The organism is Streptomyces sp. MBT53, from assembly GCF_016654115.1.
Lineage (GTDB): Bacteria > Actinomycetota > Actinomycetes > Streptomycetales > Streptomycetaceae > Streptomyces.
Genome location: NZ_JAEQAZ010000007.1, coordinates 19,970 through 37,215 on the forward strand (window position 1 = coordinate 19,970; position 17,246 = coordinate 37,215).

Here is a 17,246-nt window from a genome sequence, read left to right on the forward strand (position 1 = left end):
GTTGCCCGTCGCCCGCTGCCCGGAAAGAGACCGCTCATGGCACGCACCGAACCCGCGCCGCCGGAGACACCACCCTCCGACGCACCCATACAACTCCTCGACCCGGCCGGGAACTTGAGCACGGACGACCGGCTCCCGCTCGACCTGGCGACCGTCGACCTCGCCGCCCTGCACCGCGACATGGCGCTCACCCGCCGGCTGGACACGGAGGCCATCGCCCTGCAGCGGCAGGGCGAACTGGGACTGTGGCCCTCACTGCGCGGCCAGGAGGCCGCACAGGTCGGCGCCGCGCACGCACTGCGCCGCCAGGACATGGTCTTCCCCACCTACCGCGAGCACGGTGTGGCCTGGTGCCGCGGCCTCGACCCGGTCGCCCTGCTGGGCCTCTTCCGGGGCACCACACTCGGCGGCTGGGACCCCTACGCCCACCACTTCAACCTGTACACCCTGGTCATCGGGGCGCAGACCCTGCACGCGGTGGGCTACGCCATGGGCCTGCACCGGGACGACAGCACCGGCTCGGGCGATCCCGACCGCGACACGGCCGTCCTGGCGTTTCTCGGCGACGGCGCCCTGAGCGAGGGCGAGACCAACGAGGCGTTCATCTGGGCCGCCGCCCAGAATCTGCCGGTGGTCTTCTTCTGCCAGAACAACCAGTGGGCCATCTCCGCCCCCTACAGCGTGCAGAGCCGCATCCCCGCGGCCCAACGGGCGGCCGGATACGGCTTTCCGGGCATCCGCGTCGACGGCAACGACGTACTGGCCTGCCTCGCCGCCACCCGCCGGGCACTGCACCAGGCGCGCTCGGGCGGCGGCCCGACGCTGATCGAGGCCGTCACCTACCGCGTCAACGCCCACACCACCGCCGACGACGCGACCCGCTACCGGCCCGCCGCCGAGACCGAGGACTGGGCGGCCCGGGATCCGCTGGAGCGGCTGGAGGCCCATCTGCGGTCCACGGGCGCGGTGACCGACGACCACTTCACCGACCTCGAACAGCGGGAACGCGACCTGGCCGAGCAACTGCGCGCCGGTTGCCGCGAGTTGGCGGAGCCCAACCCGGCTTCCCCCTTCGAGTACACCTACGCGCAGATGCCCGCGGATCTGCGTCAACAGCTGCGCGCGCACCTGGAGTTCGTCTCCACCGGGCCGCAGGACGGAGAGCGGCAGTGAGCGTTTCCATGGTGAAAGCCCTCAACGACGGCCTGCGCCAAGCCCTGACCGACGACCCCAAGGTCCTGCTCATGGGTGAGGACATCGGCCGCCTCGGTGGTGTGTTCCGGGTGACGGACGGTCTGCGGAAGGAGTTCGGCGACCTGCGCGTCGTAGACACGCCACTGGGCGAGGCAGGCATCGTCGGAGCGGCGATCGGACTCGCGATGCGCGGCTACCGGCCCGTCTGCGAGCTCCAGTTCGACGGCTTCGTCTACCCGGCCGCGAACCAGATCATCACCCAACTCGCCAAACTCCGGCACCGCTCGGCGGGCCGTATCTCCCTGCCCGTCGTGATCCGCATCCCCTACGGCGGCGGCATCGGCTCGATCGAGCACCACTCGGAGTCGCCGGAGACGTACTTCGCTCACACCGCCGGGCTCAAGGTGGTCACCTGCTCCACTCCGCACGACGCGTTCCACATGATCCAGCAGGCCGTGGCCGACGACGACCCCGTGGTCTTCCTCGAACCCAAGCGGCACTACTGGACCAAGGGGGAGGTCGACTCCGCTTTGCCCCAGCCCTTGGAACAGGCCGTGATCCGCCGCCAGGGCACGGACGTGACACTCATCGCCTACGGCCCGACCGTGCCCGTCGCCCTGGAGGCGGCCGAGGCCGCGGCGGAGGAGGGGCGCAGCGTGGAGGTCGTGGACCTGCGCAGTCTCTCGCCCTGGGACATCACGACCGTCCGCGCGTCCGTGCACCGTACCGGCCGAGCCGTCGTGGTCCACGAGGCCGCCTTCTCCCACGGGTTCGGCGCCGAGGTCGCCGCACGGCTGCAGGACGAGGAGTTCCACTTCCTCGAAGCACCCGTCGTCCGGGTGACCGGCTACGACACCCCCTACCCGCCCAGCCGCCTTGAGTCGGACTGGCTTCCCGGTGTCGACCGGATCCTCAACGCCATTGACCGCAGCCTGAGTTACTAGGAAGGGGCGCACAGTGACGAGCCCGCAGCAGTTCCTGCTCCCCGACGTCGGCGAGGGCCTGACGGAGGCGGAGATCCTGGCCTGGTCGGTCCGGCCCGGCGACACCATCGAGGTCAACCAGATCATCGTCGAGGTGGAGACGGCCAAGGCCGCCGTAGAACTCCCCTCGCCCTACGCCGGTGTCGTCAGCGCCCTCCACGCGGAAGTGGGGGAGTCCCTGGCGGTCGGCAAACCGCTCATCACCATCGACACCGGACCACCGGGAGAGACGGCGGACGGACCGTCGGACGGTCGTACGACGCGGCAGTCGGAGCCGGAACAGGCGGCGCTGTTGGTCGGATACGGCCCGCAGGGCGCGGGCACCGGCCGTCGTAGAAGGCGCTCGGCCGCACCCCCGGACGGGACAGCACAGCCCGCGGCCAGCCGCTCGGACCACGTGGCCGCGAGGCCCGCGGCCAAGCCGCCGGTCCGCAAGCTCGCCAAGGATCTCGGAGTCGACCTCACCACCGTCACCCCCACCGGCCCCGGGGGCACCATCACCCGCGAGGATGTGCGAGAGGCCGCCGCGCGCGCGACCCCGGAGACCGCGCCCATCCCGGCCCCCGACACGGCACGACCGGCCGAGACCCGCATACCGATCCGAGGCGTACGCAAGCACACGGCCGCCGCCATGGTCGCCTCCGCCTTCACCGCACCGCATGTCACCGAGTTCATCACCGTCGACGTCACCGCCACCATGCGACTTCGTGAACTCGTCGTCGGGCGACGGGAGTTCCGCGACCTGCGGGTCACCCCCCTGCTGTTCTTCGCCCGGGCCCTGGTGATCGCGCTGGCCAAGACCCCCGAGGCGAACTCCAGTTGGGACGAGGCGGCGCAGGAGATCGTCCTGAAGCACTACGTCAACCTCGGGGTCGCGGCGGCGACGGACCGCGGGCTGGTCGTGCCGAACATCAAGGGCGCGGACCGGATGTCGTTGCGCGAACTCGCCCAGGCACTGGCCGACTTGACCGCGACCGCCCGGGCCGGCCGTACCTCACCGCAGGACATGACGGGCGGCACTGTCACGCTCACCAACGTGGGGGTGTTCGGGGTGGACACCGGTACCCCGATCCTCAACCCGGGAGAGGCCGCCATCCTCGCCGTGGGCGCAGTCCGCCGTATGCCCTGGGTGGTCCGGGACGACGACCGGGACGAACGGATCGAACCTCGGTGGGTGACGCAGCTCGCGCTCTCCTTCGACCACAGGTTGATGGACGGCCGGCAGGGCTCCGAGCTGCTGGCGGGTATCGCGGAGATCCTGCACGAACCGGGGCTGGCGTTGCTGTGACGGCGATCGCGCCAATCGGCGACTTGGCCTTGGAGGCAACTTAAATTGCCTAAGAGGTTGACTTGGTCGGGCTGGGCCGAGACTCTGTGGGAAAGGCCGAGGGGTCTTTGAGTCTCAGGAGGAGCGGGCCATGGCAACGTTCGTGCTGGTACACGGTTCATGGGGTGGCGGCTGGGTGTGGGACCGGTTGCGGCCCCTGCTGGAGAGCGCCGGCCATACGGTTCTCACCCCGACCCTGGCCGGTCTCGCCGAGCGTCACGAGCTCTCCGCGCCGGACGTCGGCCTCGGTGTCCACGCGCGGGAAATCGCCCAACTCCTCGAATCCGAAGGGGTGCAGGACGCGATCCTGGTCGGGCACAGCTACGGCGGAATGGTGATCACCGGAGCCGCCGCGCTCGCCGCCGACCGGGTCGGACAGGTGGTCTACGCGGACGCCTTCGCCCCGGTGACCGGCGAGTCGGCGTTCGGGATGCTGCCCTGGCTGGAGCCGGCGTTCGCCGAGGCGCGGGGGCCGGCCGAGTGGGAGGTGGCGCCGCTCGACACCGGGGCGCTCGGTGCCGACGAGGAGGGGGCGGCCTGGCTGTCGAGCAGGATGACGCCGATGCCGCGGTTCACCCACGAGGAACCGCTCGGGCCCGGCAGCGAAGAGGTTCTGGCGGCCAAGCCCGTCACCTATGTCTACTGTGCCGATCAGGACTTCTTCACCGAGGTGGCCGCCGCGGCGGAGAAACGCGGGTTCCGGGTCGTCGCACTGTCCGGCGTCACCCATGTCGGCCTGCTGACGCACCCGGACGGCTTCGCGCAGGAACTGCTGAAGCTCGCGTAAGGGCCCCGCCCGATGTACCTGGCAGGCTGGCTTGATTACCTCACAGGCATGTTATCGTGCGGGAATGTCGATCGAGGACACTGATCTGTGGGTTGCCCAACGCCTCAAGGACATGCGGGGCGAGCGGGGCATCACCCTGACGACACTGTCCGAACAGACCGGCATTTCCTCGGCGCATCTCTCGCGCCTGGAGAAGGGCGTACGCAAGCCGTCCATCGGCAGCCTGCTCCAGATCGCCCGCGTCTACGGCGTGTCCATCAGTGAACTCGTGCAGGAACCCGACCAGGACGACTTCCATCTGGTGCGCGCCGACGAGGCGATGACACGTGAGGGCCAGGACGGCCGCTACACCGTACTGAGCGGACCTCGCGAAACGATGTCCGTCATCCGGGTCGAATTGACGGCCGGCAAACCCACCAAGACCGCACGACATGTCGGCGAGGAATGGCTGCATGTCGTGTCGGGGGCGATCACGCTCGACATCTCGGGCGTATCGCTGCAACTCAATGCCGGGGACTCGGTGCATTTCGACTCGTCGAAGGAGCACCGTCTCACCAGCAACGACGATGCCGACGCCACCGTACTGATCGCGTCGACGGCGGCGACCGTTCCGATGCGACACCCCATTCCGGCGTCGCGTCGCAATTAGCCGCACACCCGCTGCATACCGCACAGGAATGCCGGAAACACCCATTCTGCGGCAAGAGGGAAGGCCTCGCCATGTCTTCGATCATCGCGCTGAATCCCGCTGAACTCCCGCCCCTCACCGGTGTGATCTCCCACGGTCTGGCAGTCCCCGACCTCGGTCTTCTCTACACGTCCGGACAGGTCGCGTGGGACGCCGAGGGGAAACTCGTCGGCCGGGGCGACCTGGCCGCGCAGTTCACCAAGGCCTACGAGAACATCGACGCGGTGCTGGCGGCCGGAGGTTCGAGCCGTAGCAAAATCATCAAGGAGACCATTCACCTCGTGGGCTACGACCCCGATCACGCCGACGCGTTGATCGCGCTCATCGCCAGTTGCCGAGGGGAGGGGCAGACGCCGCCCGCGAGCACCTGTGTGGGTGTGGAGACGCTCTTCGCGGAGGGCTACCTGGTCGAGATCGAGGTGGTCGCGACCCTCTGACCGACCGGTGCGGGCCGCCTGGGTAGCATTGATCAGTGACCAAGACGCCAGGCGCTGCCCGAACCAAGGTCGGTATCACGCTCGACCGGGTGGTCGGGGCCGCATTCGACGTCCTGCAGAGAGAAGGCATCGCCAAGCTCTCCGCGAGGGCGGTGGCCGCCGAACTCGGCGTCAGGATGAACACGGTCATGTGGCACATCCGGACCAAGGACCGACTGCTCGGCCTGATGGCGGAGTTCATCATGGGCGAGGTCGACCTGGCGAACCTGCACGGAGACTGGCGCGAGCAAGTGACCGAACTGCTCGGGCGGTTGCGAGAGGCCATGCTCGCCCACCGCGACGGCGCTCTGCTCGTCGCCGGAACCTTTCCCGTCGAGCCGAACACGCTGGCCTTCTCCGAACGGCTGGTGACCGTCCTCTTCGAGGGATGCCCCACCCGCAAGTCGGCCGCGTGGACGTCCTGGAGTCTTTTCTATTTCACGCTCGGCCTCGTCCAGGAGGAGCAGGCGACACCGGCCGTGTTCCACGACCGGTTGCGGGAATCCGTCGACGAGCAGCATTTCCCCGGCCTCCATTCGGTACTGGAGGACTACGTCTCGATCGACTACGGCGAGCGCTTCGCCTTCGGTGTCGAGCAGATCCTGCAATCGGCCCCGACGACCAGACCCCGGCCCGCTTCCGGGAGTTGAGTGAGGGCCTGTCCGCCGGACATCGGTCCGGCGGACAGGCCCTCGGGTCGTGACTATCCGCGGCGGCCTGCCGGATCGTGGGCGACCGAGTCCTGGTCCTCACCGGCGGAGATACCGGAACTGGTGTCCTGAGCAGGCGCGGTTTCCCGGGCGCGGTCGGCATGGCCGGGCCACCAGGCCGTGTGGCCCATCAGGGCGGTGAGGCTGGGCGTGAAGAACATCGCCATCACGAACGCGGCGACGGCGATGCCGAAGGAGACGGCGAAACCCATCTCCGTGAGCAGCGCGTTGCCGGCCAGCATCATCGTGGCGAAGGTCGCCGCGAGGATGAAACCGGCCGCCGCCACGGTCGGCCCCGCGTGCCGCAGCGCCATACCCGCAGCCTCGCGCGGATCGCGACCCTCGCGGGCCTCCTCGCGGAGCCGGGCGATCATCAGGATGTTGTAGTCCGTGCCGATGGCGACCACGAAGAGATACATGATCACCGGGAGCATGAACATCAGCCCCGGGTGTCCCTGCGCGTCCTGGAAGATCCAGACGGTGGCGCCGAGTGTGGCGCCGAAGCCGAGACCCACCGATGCCATGAGGTACAGGGGCGCGACCACGCTCCGCAGCACCAGGCCCAGGATCAGCATGATCAGCAGGGCGGCGACGGGGAAGACGGTCCGGTAGTCGTGATTGACCGCCGCGTTGATGTCCTTGTAGATCGAGGACATCCCACCGACCAGGGCCTCCGTACCGTCGGGAGCGGAGGAGTGCGCGACCTCGCGCACCCGGCCCACGGTGTCGATCGCCTTCTCCGTCGAAGCCTCGAACTTCAGCGTGACGGTGAAGTCCGCCGTGGTCCCGCCCTTGTTGACCTGGCTCATCCGGGCGCTCGCGACACCGTCCACGGCCCCGAGTTTCTCGGCGTAGGCGGTGAAGGTGCTCCGGTCGAGGGGGCTGCCGTCGGAGCTGGAGAGGTAGACGTCGGTGGGAGCGGCGGCGCCCGCCGAGTACGCCTTCTGCATCTCGTCCTGGACGACCATCGACTCCTTGGTCTTGGGCATGGAACCCGAGGCCAGGTCGAAGGTGGCCTTGTAGCCGAGGGTGCCGAGCGAGAGGGCGACGAGCACGAGGCCGGAGAGCGCGGCGGTCAGCGCGGGACGGCTGCGCACACCGCGGCCGAGGGCGGCGAACCGGGCGTTCTCCGGCTCCCGCTGCCACGACTTGGAGGGCCAGAAGACCTTCGGCCCGATCAGCGACACCACGGCCGGGATCAGGGTCAGGCCCGCGATCAGTGTGACGCTGACCGCGATGGCCAGCGCCGGACCCATCTGCTTGAGGAAGCCCAGCGTGGACAGCACCAGCGCGAGGAACGCGATGATGACCGCGCCGGCCGCCGACGCGATGGCCTCGCCGACCCGGGCGACCGCGTTGATCATGGCCTGCTTCGGTTCGTCACCTGCCCGCAGCCGTTCTCGGTAACGGAACATCAGGAACAGGAAGTAGTCCGTGCCCACACCGAACAGCACGACGATCAGGATCGACGAGACGGAACTGTTGGCCTGCAGCCCGAACAGCTTGGTGGCGTACGCGATCAGCCCGTTGGCGATGGCCGCCACCACACCGATCAGCAGCAGGGGCAGGAAAGCGAGGATCGGCGCCCGGAAGATGATCAGGAGCGTCACCAGAATGATGACGAAGGTCCCGATGCCGATCAGCGCCTCGCCGCGCTTGGAGGAGTCCTGCTGGTCGAGGGCCTGCGCGGCGGAACCGCCCAGCTTCACCTCCAGGTCCGTGCCCTTGACCAGTTGCTTGACGTCGTCACGCAACACCTTGGCGGCATCCGCCTGAACGGGCTGGCCGGCGTTCTTGCTGTCCATCTGGACCAGGGACATGGTGTAGCGGCCGTCCTTCGACGGCTGGCCGGTGACCACCTTCTGCACCTGGTCGATGTGCTTGTCGCCCAGCTCGGTGGTGATCCGGGCGACGTCCTTCTTGTCGGCGGCGGTCAGTGTGCCGCCGTCGGTGCGCTGGTACAGCGCGATGGCGGACGGGGTGAAGGCGCTGGGGAACGCCTTCACCTGCAGATCCGCCGCTTTGATGGATTCGTAGCTCTTGGGCAGGAAGCTGCTCTCGTCACTGTTGGAGGGCAGGCCCGGAGCGGTGGCGACAATCGCCACCGCCGCGATCAGCCACGCGACGATCGTCCAGACGGGATGTCGGACGACCGTATTGCCAATACGTTGGAACATGCGGGAGGTCCTCCTGGGCAGGAAGATCACCGCAGCCCGGGGAGCGGACCCCGGCATCGGCGACCCCGACCGGCCCTCACCCGGTGGCCGGTCGAATGGTTGTCTGTCTTTTTGTCATATCGGTCAGGCGTGAAGATTCATAACACACGCATGGTCGCGACCGCGGGTGAGTTTTTACGGGCGGAACGAGACCGTGGGCCCGCCGCCGTGACGACCTAGGCTCCGAACGCGAGCTTCGAGATGTCGTCCCACTTCCGCCACTCGTCCAGTCGTGCCCCGTACTCCTTGGTGATCAGTTCCAGGGGTCCTTCGCCGAAGAAGATCCGCAGCGGCGGCTGCTCCGCGTCGACCACGGTGAGGATCGCCGCGCGCGTCGCGCTCGGGTCGCCGCGTCGCGCCGCGATCCGCGTCATGGCGGCACGGAAGTCGTCGTAGGCTGGCAGGTGTTGGGCCTGTACGGCGGAGGGCCCGGCCCATTCGGTGGCGTATCCGGCCGGTTCGACCAGGGTGACCTTGATGCCGAAGCCCTTGACCTCGGCGGCGAGGCTCGCGGTGAAGCCCTCCAGGGCGAACTTGGACGCGTGGTAGAGGCCAAGTCCGGGCAGCGACACGACCCCGCCGATGGACGACACCTGGATGATGTGGCCGGATCGGCGGGCGCGCAGGTGCGGCAGCACGGCCTGGGTGACCCAGAGCGCGCCGAACACATTGACGTCGATCTGTTCGCGGGCCTGCTGCTCGGTGACCTCCTCGGTCATGCCGAACAGGCCGTAGCCCGCGTTGTTGATGACGACGTCAAGGCCGCCGAACGTGTCGACCGTCTGTTGCACGGCCTCGAACGCCGCATCGCGGTCGACGACATCGAGCCGCAGCGGCAGGACCGCGTCGCCGTACTTCGCGACCAGGTCGTCGAACGCGGACTCCGAGCGACTGGTCACGGCGACCCGGTCGCCTCGTTCGAGCGCGGCTTCCGCCCATTCCAGGCCGAATCCCTTGGAGGCTCCGGTGATGAACCATGTCTTCGGCATGATCTCCCTCGCTCACTCTCTTGTTCGCTGACCAACAAGGCAAGTGAACTTGGTCGGTGACCAAGATGTCAACCCGCGACAACGCGCCCCTTGTGTGGTGACCAAGGGGCGCGTTACTGTCCTTGTGCGGCGACCAAGATGATCGTCGGCCCTGTCCTGTGGCGAGGGCTGAATTGTTTCCGGGCACGAAAGGACCACTCTGCGGCCATGAATGCGACTGAGCGTTATCGGGATCTCTTCGACGGTATGTACACGTGGGTCTCGGACCTGTGTGACGTCGAGAAGGGTGGTGCTCTCGACGAGATTCACCGCTACTGGGCGGACGGCGCGCGGATCGTCACCTTCGGCAGAGTCAAGGCGGACGGCATCGAGGCGCTGCGGAAGCACTTCGGGGTCTTTCCCGAGCTGTACGAGAAAGTGCAGGTTCGCGTGCCTTACTACACATACCTGGAATCGGGAAACAGGGTCGTCGTCGAGCACGACATCCTGATCCGTCCGCGAAGCGCCGACCATGCCGTCATCGACGGGGAGGCCGGCCGGGAGGAGTTCCGGGTGACGTCGATCTTCACCGTCCTCGACGGCAGGATCACGGAAATGCGTGAGGTCGCCGCCGTCAAGGCCGGAGATGACTGACCGTCAGTCGGAGAGCGGTGCCGCTTTGCGGCGCAACCACATGTTGCGGCAGGAGACGCCGTATCGGTTCAGGTCCGTCCGGTCCTGGAAGAACTGCCCCTGATCGCCGGCCAGCCAGTCGCGCACCGCCGACACGACCCCACCGGTCTCGCCCGGGGGCTTTATGCGCACGCACAGTTCCGGGGAATCTATGAGACCGTCCTCGACCACGAAGAAGCCGTCGTCCGGGACGAACCGGGAGTAGTGGCGCAGCGCCGCGTGGGTGGTCGCGTAGGCGTGCCGGGTGTCCTCCACCACGAGACAGCGCGCGCCCTGCGGAATGTGCTCGGCGACTGCGAAGCTCGTGTCCTGGTCGAGGATGTCCCCTTCGAGCAGGGTGATGTGCTCGCCGTAACGACTGTCGGCCGCGGCCAGGACGTCGTGCGTGTTCTTCTGCGAGAGGTCCACGGAGATCACGCGGATGCCCTGGGGGATCAGACCGTAGGCGGCCATGGTCCGCAGCCGATCCCGGAACCACAGCGCCGAGCCGCCCGAATGTGTGCCGAGCTCCACGACGACCTGGGCTCGGGAAAGCCACAGCAGATGTTCGAACATCCGCAGATCCTCGGGGAACTTCATGAGGCGAACGCCGGCGTACGAATCATGCACGTGCTGGCCCACGCGATCCTGCCAGTAGGTCAGCAGGCTCCCCTCGGCGGGGGATTCCACTCCGGGCGGAAGTAATTCGGGGTCGTCGACGTGGGGCGGAAGGACGACTGACTCCTGGTCGGTCATGTGATTTCCCATCGGTGGTTCCACGAGAAGGGCAGGCGGGAATGCGCTCCGACTGCTGCCCAGCAAGCGGAGAACCTACCACCGCTTAGTGCCGACGGAAGAGGTTTCTCGTGGATGGGATGAGCCTCGTAGGTAAAGATTCTTGCCCGTGAGGTGTAGACCCAGATGCGGGACGAGGGCTCCCCGTGAGAGGCTGCACGGCATGGGGGCAACGTCGGGCCATCAGGCGGCCAGGGAATTCCCGGCAGGGCTGCACACGGGGGACATCTGCTGGACGAGGGCCGGGTGCGGCCTGTGATGAACGGTGACGAGAACCCGGAACTCTGGGCGTTCCTGGCCTCGCTTCATCCCGGCGAAATTCTGTCCGGGACGGTCGCCGCGATCGAGCGGTTCGGCGTGTTCGTGGCGCTGGACGACGGTCCTGACCACCCCGTCTTCCCCGGCGTCGGGTTCATCACGATCCCCGAACTGTCATGGCGCCGCATCGACGCCGCTTCGGACGTCGTTCGGGTCGGGCAGCGCGTCTCGTGCGAGTTCCTCCAGTTCGACGACTGGAACGGAGAGGCGCGGCTGTCGTTGCGGGCGATGCAGCCGGACCCCTTCGCGGTGTTCGCCGAAGGGGTCACGGTGGGTCGGGCACTGCACGGACAGGTCACCAAGGTGGTCCCGTTCGGCGTCTTCGTCCGGGTCGCCGACGGCATCGAGGGACTGGTCCATCTACGAGAACTCACCGAGCTGCCCGTGGAGACGGCGGAGGGCATCCTTCAAGTGGGCGACGAACTCATGGTCGTCATCACCGAAATCGACCTGGAACGACGCAGGTTGGCGCTCTCTCGGGCGCAGCGACCGTGAACTCCCGCACCCGGCCGCACTGTTCACCATGAGTCAGGTGCCGGGATCCGTCCCCACGTCGCCCTCGCGCGGAGACGGATCAGGCAGTCGCCTCAGGACTTGACCGGCCGCCCCCGACCCCACGCCCAGGCGAGCCGGTCCGCGCCGGACTGGTTGGTCGTCTCCAGCCAGGGTCGGGCCGCGTCGCCGATGAGCTTCTGGATCGAGTACGTGTCGTCGGTGCGCAGGCCGGGCCAGTAGACGGAGCCCATGCCGAGCTTGCGGAAGGTGTCGGTGTCGGCCTGGATGAAGTTGACCGAATTATCGGCAGGAGTCGGCACGTTGTAGTTCAGGCCCGTGGTCATCGGGGCGCCGAACTCGTCGGCCACGGTGCGGTTCGCGCAGTCGCCGAGGCGTACCTTGAGGTCGCTCACCCACTGGTCGTAGGTGGCGTAGTCCTTCCAGAAGCCGTAGTGGTGCAGGGAGAGGTAAGTCCCCTTGAGGCGCGGGTCGGCGCAGACCGTGGTGACGTGGTCGTTGTAGCCGGCGCCGCTCACGAACACGCGGTTGCGCGGCACCTTGGAGTAGGTGTCCAGCCACTTGGCGGCGAGGTCGGCCCACTCGGCGTCGGTGTAGCCGTGCGGCTCGTTCATCGGCTCGAAGTAGACGCGCTGGTTGTGCTGGTAGGTCTTCACCACGGTGTCCCACATCGGCCAGTACGTGGCGGGGTCGTCGATGAAGCCGTCCTTGTTGGCGCCCGTGCCCTCCCAGTACGACACGATGACCTTGAAGCCCTGCGCCGTCGCCGCGTCGATGACACCGCGGTACGACTTCCAGTAACTGCCGTTCACCGTGTACGGGTTGATGGGCAGCCGCACCGTGTTGGCGCCGAGGTTGGCGCGGAACGCCGCGATGACTCGGGTCGCCTTCCTGTACGTCTGGGCATAGGTGTCGGTGAGCGACAGGCCCGACAGGACGACCGGGTCGTCGGCGTAATTGTCGCGCGGGTCGGCCCAGTTGACGCCCTTGAACTGGGAGGTGTTGGTGCTCGGCGCGGCGGAGGCGGGGCTGCCGGCCAGCGTCGTGCCGGTGACCGCGGCGATCGCGACGGCCACGAAGGTGGCCCGCAGACGGGTTCTGGCGGGGTTGGTGCGCATCGACTTGCCCTTTCAGGAATGGCGACTCGGCGCAGGGCGGGGCCCGCGCGCGGCTGAGCGGCCGTCGGAACAGATACCGGGCGGGCGGCTCGTGCCGGCTCGCCGTCCTTGGACCCGGTGGGCTCGGTGTGGGGGAGTGGAGTGGGATGTTTACGCAAACATGGCGGCGCCGGAATCGTGGCATCCGGCACCGCCATCGTCAAGGTTTCCCGCACGTAACGTCGTTGGCGTCCTGCGACGCGGCTACGGCTTGATGCCCACTCCGGTCCACAGGCTGACCTCGGCGTCCGTGGGCGGCTCCGCCGTGACGGTGTCCTCGTCGGCGGCGTCGGGGCGCCAGCGGTGGCCGACCGCGATGCCGGGTTCGAGCAGATCGAGCCCGGTGAAGAAGCGGGAGACGTCCTTCTGGGAGCGGAACTGCACCGGTGTCCCGGCGTTGGTGTAGATCGACGTCACCTTCTCCCAGGTGGCCGGGTCGAAGTCGGGCGTGCAGTGGCTTATGGCCAGGGCGCTGCCCGAAGGGAGAACCGACAGCAGGCGCTCGACGAGCCCGTACGGGTCCTGGGCGTCGGTGACGAAGTGCAGGAGCGCGTTGAGGGAGAGCGCGACCGGCTGGCCGAGGTCCAGTACCTCGGCCAACTCCGGCGCGTTGAGCAGGGTTTCGGGGTCGTTGACGTCCGCCTGCACATAGGTGGTGCGGCCCTGCCGGGTGCTGCGCATCAGTCGCTCGGCGTACTTGAGGACCAGCGGGTCGTTGTCGGCGTAGACCACCCGGGCCTCGGGGACCACGGACTGGGCGACCTGGTGCAGGTTCGGTTCGGTGGGGATGCCGGTGCCGATGTCGAGCCACTGCCGGATGCCGTGCTCCCGGGCCAGGACACGGGTGGCCCGGTGCATGAACGCACGATTCTCGCGGGCGCAGACGAAGATGGCGGGGTAGGCCGCCGCGACCGTCTCGGCCGCCTGCTTGTCGACCTCGAAGTGGTCCTTGCCGCCCAGGTAGTAGTCGTACATGCGGGCGGAGTGCGGCCTGCTGGTGTCGATGTCCCGCGCGGCGTGGGGGTTGGTCATGCTGTCCCTCTCAAGTGGTGTGCATCGGCGTCTCGGGCAGGTCGCAGCCGGGCCGGCTCCAGTTCCTCACGCCCGTGGTTCTGGTTCAGCCGGCCATCAGATGGTCGGCCAGGCCGCGCTTGACCCCGGCGACGAACGCCGCCATCTCCTGCGGCGTGTAGATCAGCGCGGGTCCGGCGGGGTCGGTCGACTGGCGCAACGCGACACGGCCGTCGGCGAGTTGCTTGGTCTCCACGCACTGACCGCCGTTGGGACCGCTCCAGGGGCATTCCCAGCCCTGCTCGCCGAGGTTCGACGCGGGCATCCCGTTGTAGACCGAGTTGTCGGTGGAGGTCATGAGTACTCCTTGCGCATGCGGTTCAAGAGCGCCTTGCTGTCCGCGGACGAGGTCAGCAGCGACATCCTGTTGTGCGCCTCCAGATGGGCCGCGACATCGGATCGCTGGTCCAGATACATGGAGGCGGAGAGGATCTCGCTGTAGACGATGTCGGGCAGCTCCGGTTCCTCGAACCGGAAATAGGTGAAGGGTGCGCACGCCCCCACGTGGGCACCCGCCGAGAACGGGACGATGTCGACACTGACGTGGTCCAGTTCCGAGACCTCGAGGAGCCGGTCTATCTGGTCCCGCATGACCGCGGGAGTGCCCACCACCCGGTGGAGCACGGCTTCTTCCAGCACCGCCCACAGGGTGGGCGAGTCCGGCCTCTCCAGCAGACTCTGGCGGCGCAGACGTAACTGCACCCGCCGTTCGAGGTCTTCGTCGTTGTCGTTCGGGAAGCCGCCGCTCAGTACGGCACGCGCGTAGTCGTACGTCTGGAGGAGTCCCGTGACGTAGTGGGGTTCATAGGTGCGCAGGGTCTTGGCGCCGGTCTCCAGGCTCACATAGGCGGTGAACCAGCCGGGCAGCACATCACGGAAGTCGTGCCACCAGCCGGGCCGGTTGGCGCGCTCGGCGAGGGCGACGAACTCCTCGATCTCCTGCCGGTCGGCGCCGTAGGTCTCCAGCAGCTTCTCGACGTAGAGCGGTTTGAGGCCGACCTCGGCCTTCTCCAGGCGGCGGATGGTCAGGGACGTCACCCGCAGGGCCCTGGCGGCGTCGTCCAAGGACACGCCCGCGTCCTGCCGCCGGTCCTGCAGCCGGCGGCCGAGGATCATGCGCAGGACCGTGGGTGCACCGGCGCCCGAACGAGCTTCGCTCACGCCCAACCTCCTGAGGGACTGTCACCGGCGTTAGTGTGACAGCGACTTGCTGATGCCGCCAGACAGAAATCGCCGTTCTGTAATTATCAGGGAGCCGGTTGCAGCTTGAACTGACCTATGGGCATAGTTACTTGTGTCAGTGATCTAGGCCGTCCGCCGGAACACCCCAATTCCGGCACGCCTGTTGCCGCTGACGCGCGTCTCCCGCCTGCGCACGCCCCCGATGGAAGGCGAACCACCGTGTCCCCCCACACGACTCCCTCCCCGCAGCTTTTAGACGTCGCCAGCCCCGACCTGGCGCACTGGCTGGAACTTCCCGCGCACCGCTCCGGCGTCCGGGTCGCCCGCCACGTCATGGGCGCGCAACTGACCAAGTGGGGCCTGCCCGAGAGCGTGCGTGACGACGCGGTGCTCCTAGTCTCGGAGTTGGCCACCAACGGTGTGTGTCACACACCCAGCGCGCGGCTGCTGTGCGGGGTCGGGATCGTCGACGACCGCTCTCTGCGCATCGAGGTGCACGACCACGACTACACCGGTGGCGGACTCTCCCGTTGTGAGCCGTGTGTCGACGACGAGAGCGGGCGCGGGCTGTTCATCGTGCAGGCGCTCGCGGACACCTGGGGGGTCGACCGGTCGGCGCTCACCGGCGGCAAGGCCGTGTGGGCCATGCTGCCGACCGGGCGCTGATCCCGGACGATGCAGGGGGCGAGGACGCCCGCGGCCTGTTCAGGTGGTCGCGGGCGTCAACTCGGCCAGCAGCAGCGTGCGGTCGTCGGCTCCCGGTGCCGCGCCGGGAGAGCGGAGCAGCCGCTCGCACAGCGAGGGGAACGCGTCCGGGCCGCCCGATGGCGCGGGCTCGGCGGCGGCGGTGTCGAGGGCGGCGCCCAACCGGGCGATCTCCTGATCTATGTCGGCGTGCCGGGACTCCACCAGCCCGTCGCTGTAGAGCAGGAGCAGGGACGGCTCGGAGACGGTCAGCACCGTGGCTTCGTAGTTGCCGGTGCCGAGTCCCAGTGGCAGTCCCGCGCTGGCGAGGATGACGGGTGCCGCCGGTCCCCCGGGGCCGCGCAGCAGCGGCGGAGGGTGCCCGGCGCCGACCAGGGTGCAGGTGTGCGCCCGCGCGTCCCACTCGGCGTATATACAGGTGGCGAAGGACGCGCCCGGGGTGTCGTAGGCCAACTCGTCCAGGCGGCGCATCAGTTCGGCCGGTTCCATGTCGAGTCGGGCCAACGTGCGTACGGCGGTGCGCAGTTGGATCATGGCGACGGCCGAGTCGGGGCCGTGTCCCATCGCGTCGCCGACGACGAGGCCGACCCGGCCGCCGGGGCGGGGCAGCACGTCGAACCAGTCGCCGCCGATGATGTTGCCCTGGCCTGCGGGGAGATAGCCGTGCGCGATACGGCAGCCGGGGAACTGCCGGGCCGGGTCCGGGAGCAGGCTGTTGCGGATGGCCAGCGCGGTGCGGCGCTCGCGTTCGTAGCGGCGCGCGTTGTCCAGGGCCACCCCGGCCCGGGCCGCCAGTGACTCCACGGCCACGGCCTCGCCGGGCAGGAACGCTTCCCGCTCCGGGCCGCGGGTGCAGGCGATGAACCCGATGACGGCGCCGCGCAGTTGGAGCGGCACCACGAGGAAGGACGCCGTCTTCAGCAGATCGTCTATGCGCTGCGCGTCCCCGCCCGCGGAGGCCAGCAGCCGTTGCGAGGTGTGCGCGTCGACTCCGTCGAGCACCTGGGTGTGCCCGGTCGCGAGGGCCCGCGCGTACGGCGTCTCGCGCGGGAAGACGATCACCTCACCGACCGGCAGCACACCGTCCCAGGACTCCTGCGCCTCCGTACCCACCCGCACCGCCAGCCGGCGCGCCTCGATCTGGGCCGGGTCCACGGAGGGCGTCGCGTTCTCCTCCAGCACCCACCGCTCCAGCAGATACACCGAGGCCGCGTCGCAGAACCCGGGCGTCAGCGCGTGCACGACATGCGTGCCGGTCAGCCGCAGATCGAGCTCCGAGCCGATCACGTCCGCCGCCGGGGCGAAGGCCTGCCTGCGGCGTGGGGGCCCGGCAGGGAGTGCGTCACCGTAGTGACTTCGCGGTTCGTTCCGCAGGGTCGTGCCTTTCCGGGTGGGGACCGGCCGCGTGGCGTGGGGCATGCGGTCTGCCGTGCGTTCGACGGCAATCATATGATGACTCGTCAAGGATCTTCGGGCGAAAAGGA

At 68.4% G+C, this 17,246-nt stretch carries 18 protein-coding genes; 10 read left to right on the forward strand and 8 right to left on the reverse strand.

What is annotated here, in order from left to right; all coding sequences use genetic code 11:
- Nucleotides 1-36 precede the first annotated feature (36 nt).
- The 7 genes from JHN45_RS04305 (at nucleotide 37) to JHN45_RS04335 (ending at nucleotide 6,105) form a co-directional block, all read left to right on the forward strand.
- Nucleotides 37-1,173 carry a thiamine pyrophosphate-dependent dehydrogenase E1 component subunit alpha gene (locus JHN45_RS04305; protein ID WP_201048068.1) on the forward strand — a complete coding sequence of 379 codons (1,137 nt, stop codon included), beginning with the start codon at nucleotides 37-39 and terminating at the stop codon, nucleotides 1,171-1,173.
- Nucleotides 1,174-1,181: 8 nt separating this feature from the next.
- On the forward strand, nucleotides 1,182-2,138 hold the full coding sequence (locus JHN45_RS04310; protein ID WP_201048119.1) for an alpha-ketoacid dehydrogenase subunit beta: 957 nt from the start codon (nucleotides 1,182-1,184) through the stop codon (nucleotides 2,136-2,138).
- A gap of 13 nt (nucleotides 2,139-2,151) precedes the next feature.
- Nucleotides 2,152-3,465 (forward strand): dihydrolipoamide acetyltransferase family protein, encoded by a 1,314-nt coding sequence (locus JHN45_RS04315; protein WP_201048069.1) that lies wholly within the window; start codon nucleotides 2,152-2,154, stop codon nucleotides 3,463-3,465.
- Between the two features lie 130 nt (nucleotides 3,466-3,595).
- Nucleotides 3,596-4,291: an alpha/beta fold hydrolase gene (locus JHN45_RS04320; protein ID WP_200708532.1), complete on the forward strand. Its 696-nt coding sequence runs from the start codon at nucleotides 3,596-3,598 to the stop codon at nucleotides 4,289-4,291.
- A gap of 64 nt (nucleotides 4,292-4,355) precedes the next feature.
- A complete protein-coding gene (locus JHN45_RS04325) occupies nucleotides 4,356-4,940 on the forward strand; it encodes a helix-turn-helix domain-containing protein (RefSeq protein ID WP_200708533.1) in 585 nt (194 codons plus the stop codon).
- Nucleotides 4,941-5,011: 71 nt separating this feature from the next.
- Nucleotides 5,012-5,416: a RidA family protein gene (locus JHN45_RS04330; RefSeq protein WP_201048070.1), complete on the forward strand. Its 405-nt coding sequence runs from the start codon at nucleotides 5,012-5,014 to the stop codon at nucleotides 5,414-5,416.
- A 35-nt stretch (nucleotides 5,417-5,451) separates the two neighbouring features.
- Nucleotides 5,452-6,105: a TetR/AcrR family transcriptional regulator gene (locus tag JHN45_RS04335; protein WP_201048071.1), complete on the forward strand. Its 654-nt coding sequence runs from the start codon at nucleotides 5,452-5,454 to the stop codon at nucleotides 6,103-6,105.
- 53 nt (nucleotides 6,106-6,158) lie between these two features.
- Here JHN45_RS04335 and JHN45_RS04340 read toward each other — a convergent pair whose 3' ends face one another.
- Both JHN45_RS04340 and JHN45_RS04345 read right to left on the reverse strand, forming a co-directional pair.
- Complete coding sequence (locus JHN45_RS04340) at nucleotides 6,159-8,342, reverse strand: MMPL family transporter (RefSeq protein ID WP_201048072.1); 2,184 nt, start codon at nucleotides 8,340-8,342, stop codon at nucleotides 6,159-6,161.
- 215 nt (nucleotides 8,343-8,557) lie between these two features.
- Complete coding sequence (locus JHN45_RS04345; RefSeq protein WP_201048073.1) at nucleotides 8,558-9,370, reverse strand: SDR family NAD(P)-dependent oxidoreductase; 813 nt, start codon at nucleotides 9,368-9,370, stop codon at nucleotides 8,558-8,560.
- Between the two features lie 138 nt (nucleotides 9,371-9,508).
- On the opposite strand from JHN45_RS04345, the gene JHN45_RS04350 reads away from it, so the two are divergent.
- Complete coding sequence (locus tag JHN45_RS04350; protein ID WP_234467405.1) at nucleotides 9,509-10,003, forward strand: nuclear transport factor 2 family protein; 495 nt, start codon at nucleotides 9,509-9,511, stop codon at nucleotides 10,001-10,003.
- A 3-nt stretch (nucleotides 10,004-10,006) separates the two neighbouring features.
- On the opposite strand, the gene JHN45_RS04355 is transcribed toward JHN45_RS04350, so the two are convergent.
- Nucleotides 10,007-10,777, reverse strand: coding sequence for a CmcI family methyltransferase (locus tag JHN45_RS04355; protein WP_200708538.1), 771 nt, complete (start codon nucleotides 10,775-10,777; stop codon nucleotides 10,007-10,009).
- 297 nt (nucleotides 10,778-11,074) lie between these two features.
- Here JHN45_RS04355 and JHN45_RS04360 point away from each other — a divergent pair, with 297 nt between their 5' ends.
- Nucleotides 11,075-11,629 (forward strand): S1 RNA-binding domain-containing protein, encoded by a 555-nt coding sequence (locus tag JHN45_RS04360; RefSeq protein WP_201048074.1) that lies wholly within the window; start codon nucleotides 11,075-11,077, stop codon nucleotides 11,627-11,629.
- 92 nt (nucleotides 11,630-11,721) lie between these two features.
- Here the strand turns inward: JHN45_RS04360 and JHN45_RS04365 are convergent, their stop codons facing one another.
- The 4 genes from JHN45_RS04365 to JHN45_RS04380 all read right to left on the reverse strand — a co-directional run bounded on the left by JHN45_RS04365 (nucleotide 11,722) and on the right by JHN45_RS04380 (nucleotide 15,036).
- Entirely contained in the window at nucleotides 11,722-12,765 is a 1,044-nt protein-coding gene (locus JHN45_RS04365; RefSeq protein WP_201048075.1) for a glycoside hydrolase family 5 protein, read from the reverse strand.
- Between the two features lie 243 nt (nucleotides 12,766-13,008).
- The gene (locus tag JHN45_RS04370; RefSeq protein WP_201048076.1) at nucleotides 13,009-13,836 is read right to left on the reverse strand and encodes an SAM-dependent methyltransferase; all 828 of its coding nucleotides are present in this window, start codon (nucleotides 13,834-13,836) and stop codon (nucleotides 13,009-13,011) included.
- Nucleotides 13,837-13,921: 85 nt separating this feature from the next.
- Nucleotides 13,922-14,173 carry a DUF397 domain-containing protein gene (locus JHN45_RS04375; RefSeq protein ID WP_200708542.1) on the reverse strand — a complete coding sequence of 84 codons (252 nt, stop codon included), beginning with the start codon at nucleotides 14,171-14,173 and terminating at the stop codon, nucleotides 13,922-13,924.
- Nucleotides 14,170-15,036 (reverse strand): helix-turn-helix transcriptional regulator, encoded by an 867-nt coding sequence (locus tag JHN45_RS04380; protein WP_200708543.1) that lies wholly within the window; start codon nucleotides 15,034-15,036, stop codon nucleotides 14,170-14,172. Before JHN45_RS04380 ends, JHN45_RS04375 begins: the two co-directional genes overlap by 4 nt.
- Nucleotides 15,037-15,276: 240 nt before the next feature.
- Between JHN45_RS04380 and JHN45_RS04385 the strand changes: the two genes are divergently transcribed.
- Nucleotides 15,277-15,723, forward strand: a complete 447-nt coding sequence (locus JHN45_RS04385; protein ID WP_200708544.1) for an ATP-binding protein — start codon at nucleotides 15,277-15,279, stop codon at nucleotides 15,721-15,723.
- 39 nt (nucleotides 15,724-15,762) lie between these two features.
- Here the strand turns inward: JHN45_RS04385 and JHN45_RS04390 are convergent, their stop codons facing one another.
- Nucleotides 15,763-17,211 (reverse strand): PP2C family protein-serine/threonine phosphatase, encoded by a 1,449-nt coding sequence (locus JHN45_RS04390; protein WP_201048077.1) that lies wholly within the window; start codon nucleotides 17,209-17,211, stop codon nucleotides 15,763-15,765.
- Nucleotides 17,212-17,246 lie beyond the last annotated feature (35 nt).

Coding starts and splice junctions, on each gene's coding strand:
- JHN45_RS04345 (WP_201048073.1), bottom strand. CDS start 9,370: ATGCCGAAGACATGGTTCATCACCGGAGCCTCCAAGGGATTCGGCCTG.
- JHN45_RS04320 (WP_200708532.1), top strand. CDS start 3,596: ATGGCAACGTTCGTGCTGGTACACGGTTCATGGGGTGGCGGCTGGGTG.
- JHN45_RS04305 (WP_201048068.1), top strand. CDS start 37: ATGGCACGCACCGAACCCGCGCCGCCGGAGACACCACCCTCCGACGCA.
- JHN45_RS04375 (WP_200708542.1), bottom strand. CDS start 14,173: ATGACCTCCACCGACAACTCGGTCTACAACGGGATGCCCGCGTCGAAC.
- JHN45_RS04355 (WP_200708538.1), bottom strand. CDS start 10,777: ATGACCGACCAGGAGTCAGTCGTCCTTCCGCCCCACGTCGACGACCCC.
- JHN45_RS04370 (WP_201048076.1), bottom strand. CDS start 13,836: ATGACCAACCCCCACGCCGCGCGGGACATCGACACCAGCAGGCCGCAC.
- JHN45_RS04310 (WP_201048119.1), top strand. CDS start 1,182: ATGGTGAAAGCCCTCAACGACGGCCTGCGCCAAGCCCTGACCGACGAC.
- JHN45_RS04365 (WP_201048075.1), bottom strand. CDS start 12,765: ATGCGCACCAACCCCGCCAGAACCCGTCTGCGGGCCACCTTCGTGGCC.
- JHN45_RS04340 (WP_201048072.1), bottom strand. CDS start 8,342: ATGTTCCAACGTATTGGCAATACGGTCGTCCGACATCCCGTCTGGACG.
- JHN45_RS04330 (WP_201048070.1), top strand. CDS start 5,012: ATGTCTTCGATCATCGCGCTGAATCCCGCTGAACTCCCGCCCCTCACC.
- JHN45_RS04350 (WP_234467405.1), top strand. CDS start 9,509: ATGATCGTCGGCCCTGTCCTGTGGCGAGGGCTGAATTGTTTCCGGGCA.
- JHN45_RS04325 (WP_200708533.1), top strand. CDS start 4,356: ATGTCGATCGAGGACACTGATCTGTGGGTTGCCCAACGCCTCAAGGAC.
- JHN45_RS04390 (WP_201048077.1), bottom strand. CDS start 17,211: ATGATTGCCGTCGAACGCACGGCAGACCGCATGCCCCACGCCACGCGG.
- JHN45_RS04360 (WP_201048074.1), top strand. CDS start 11,075: ATGAACGGTGACGAGAACCCGGAACTCTGGGCGTTCCTGGCCTCGCTT.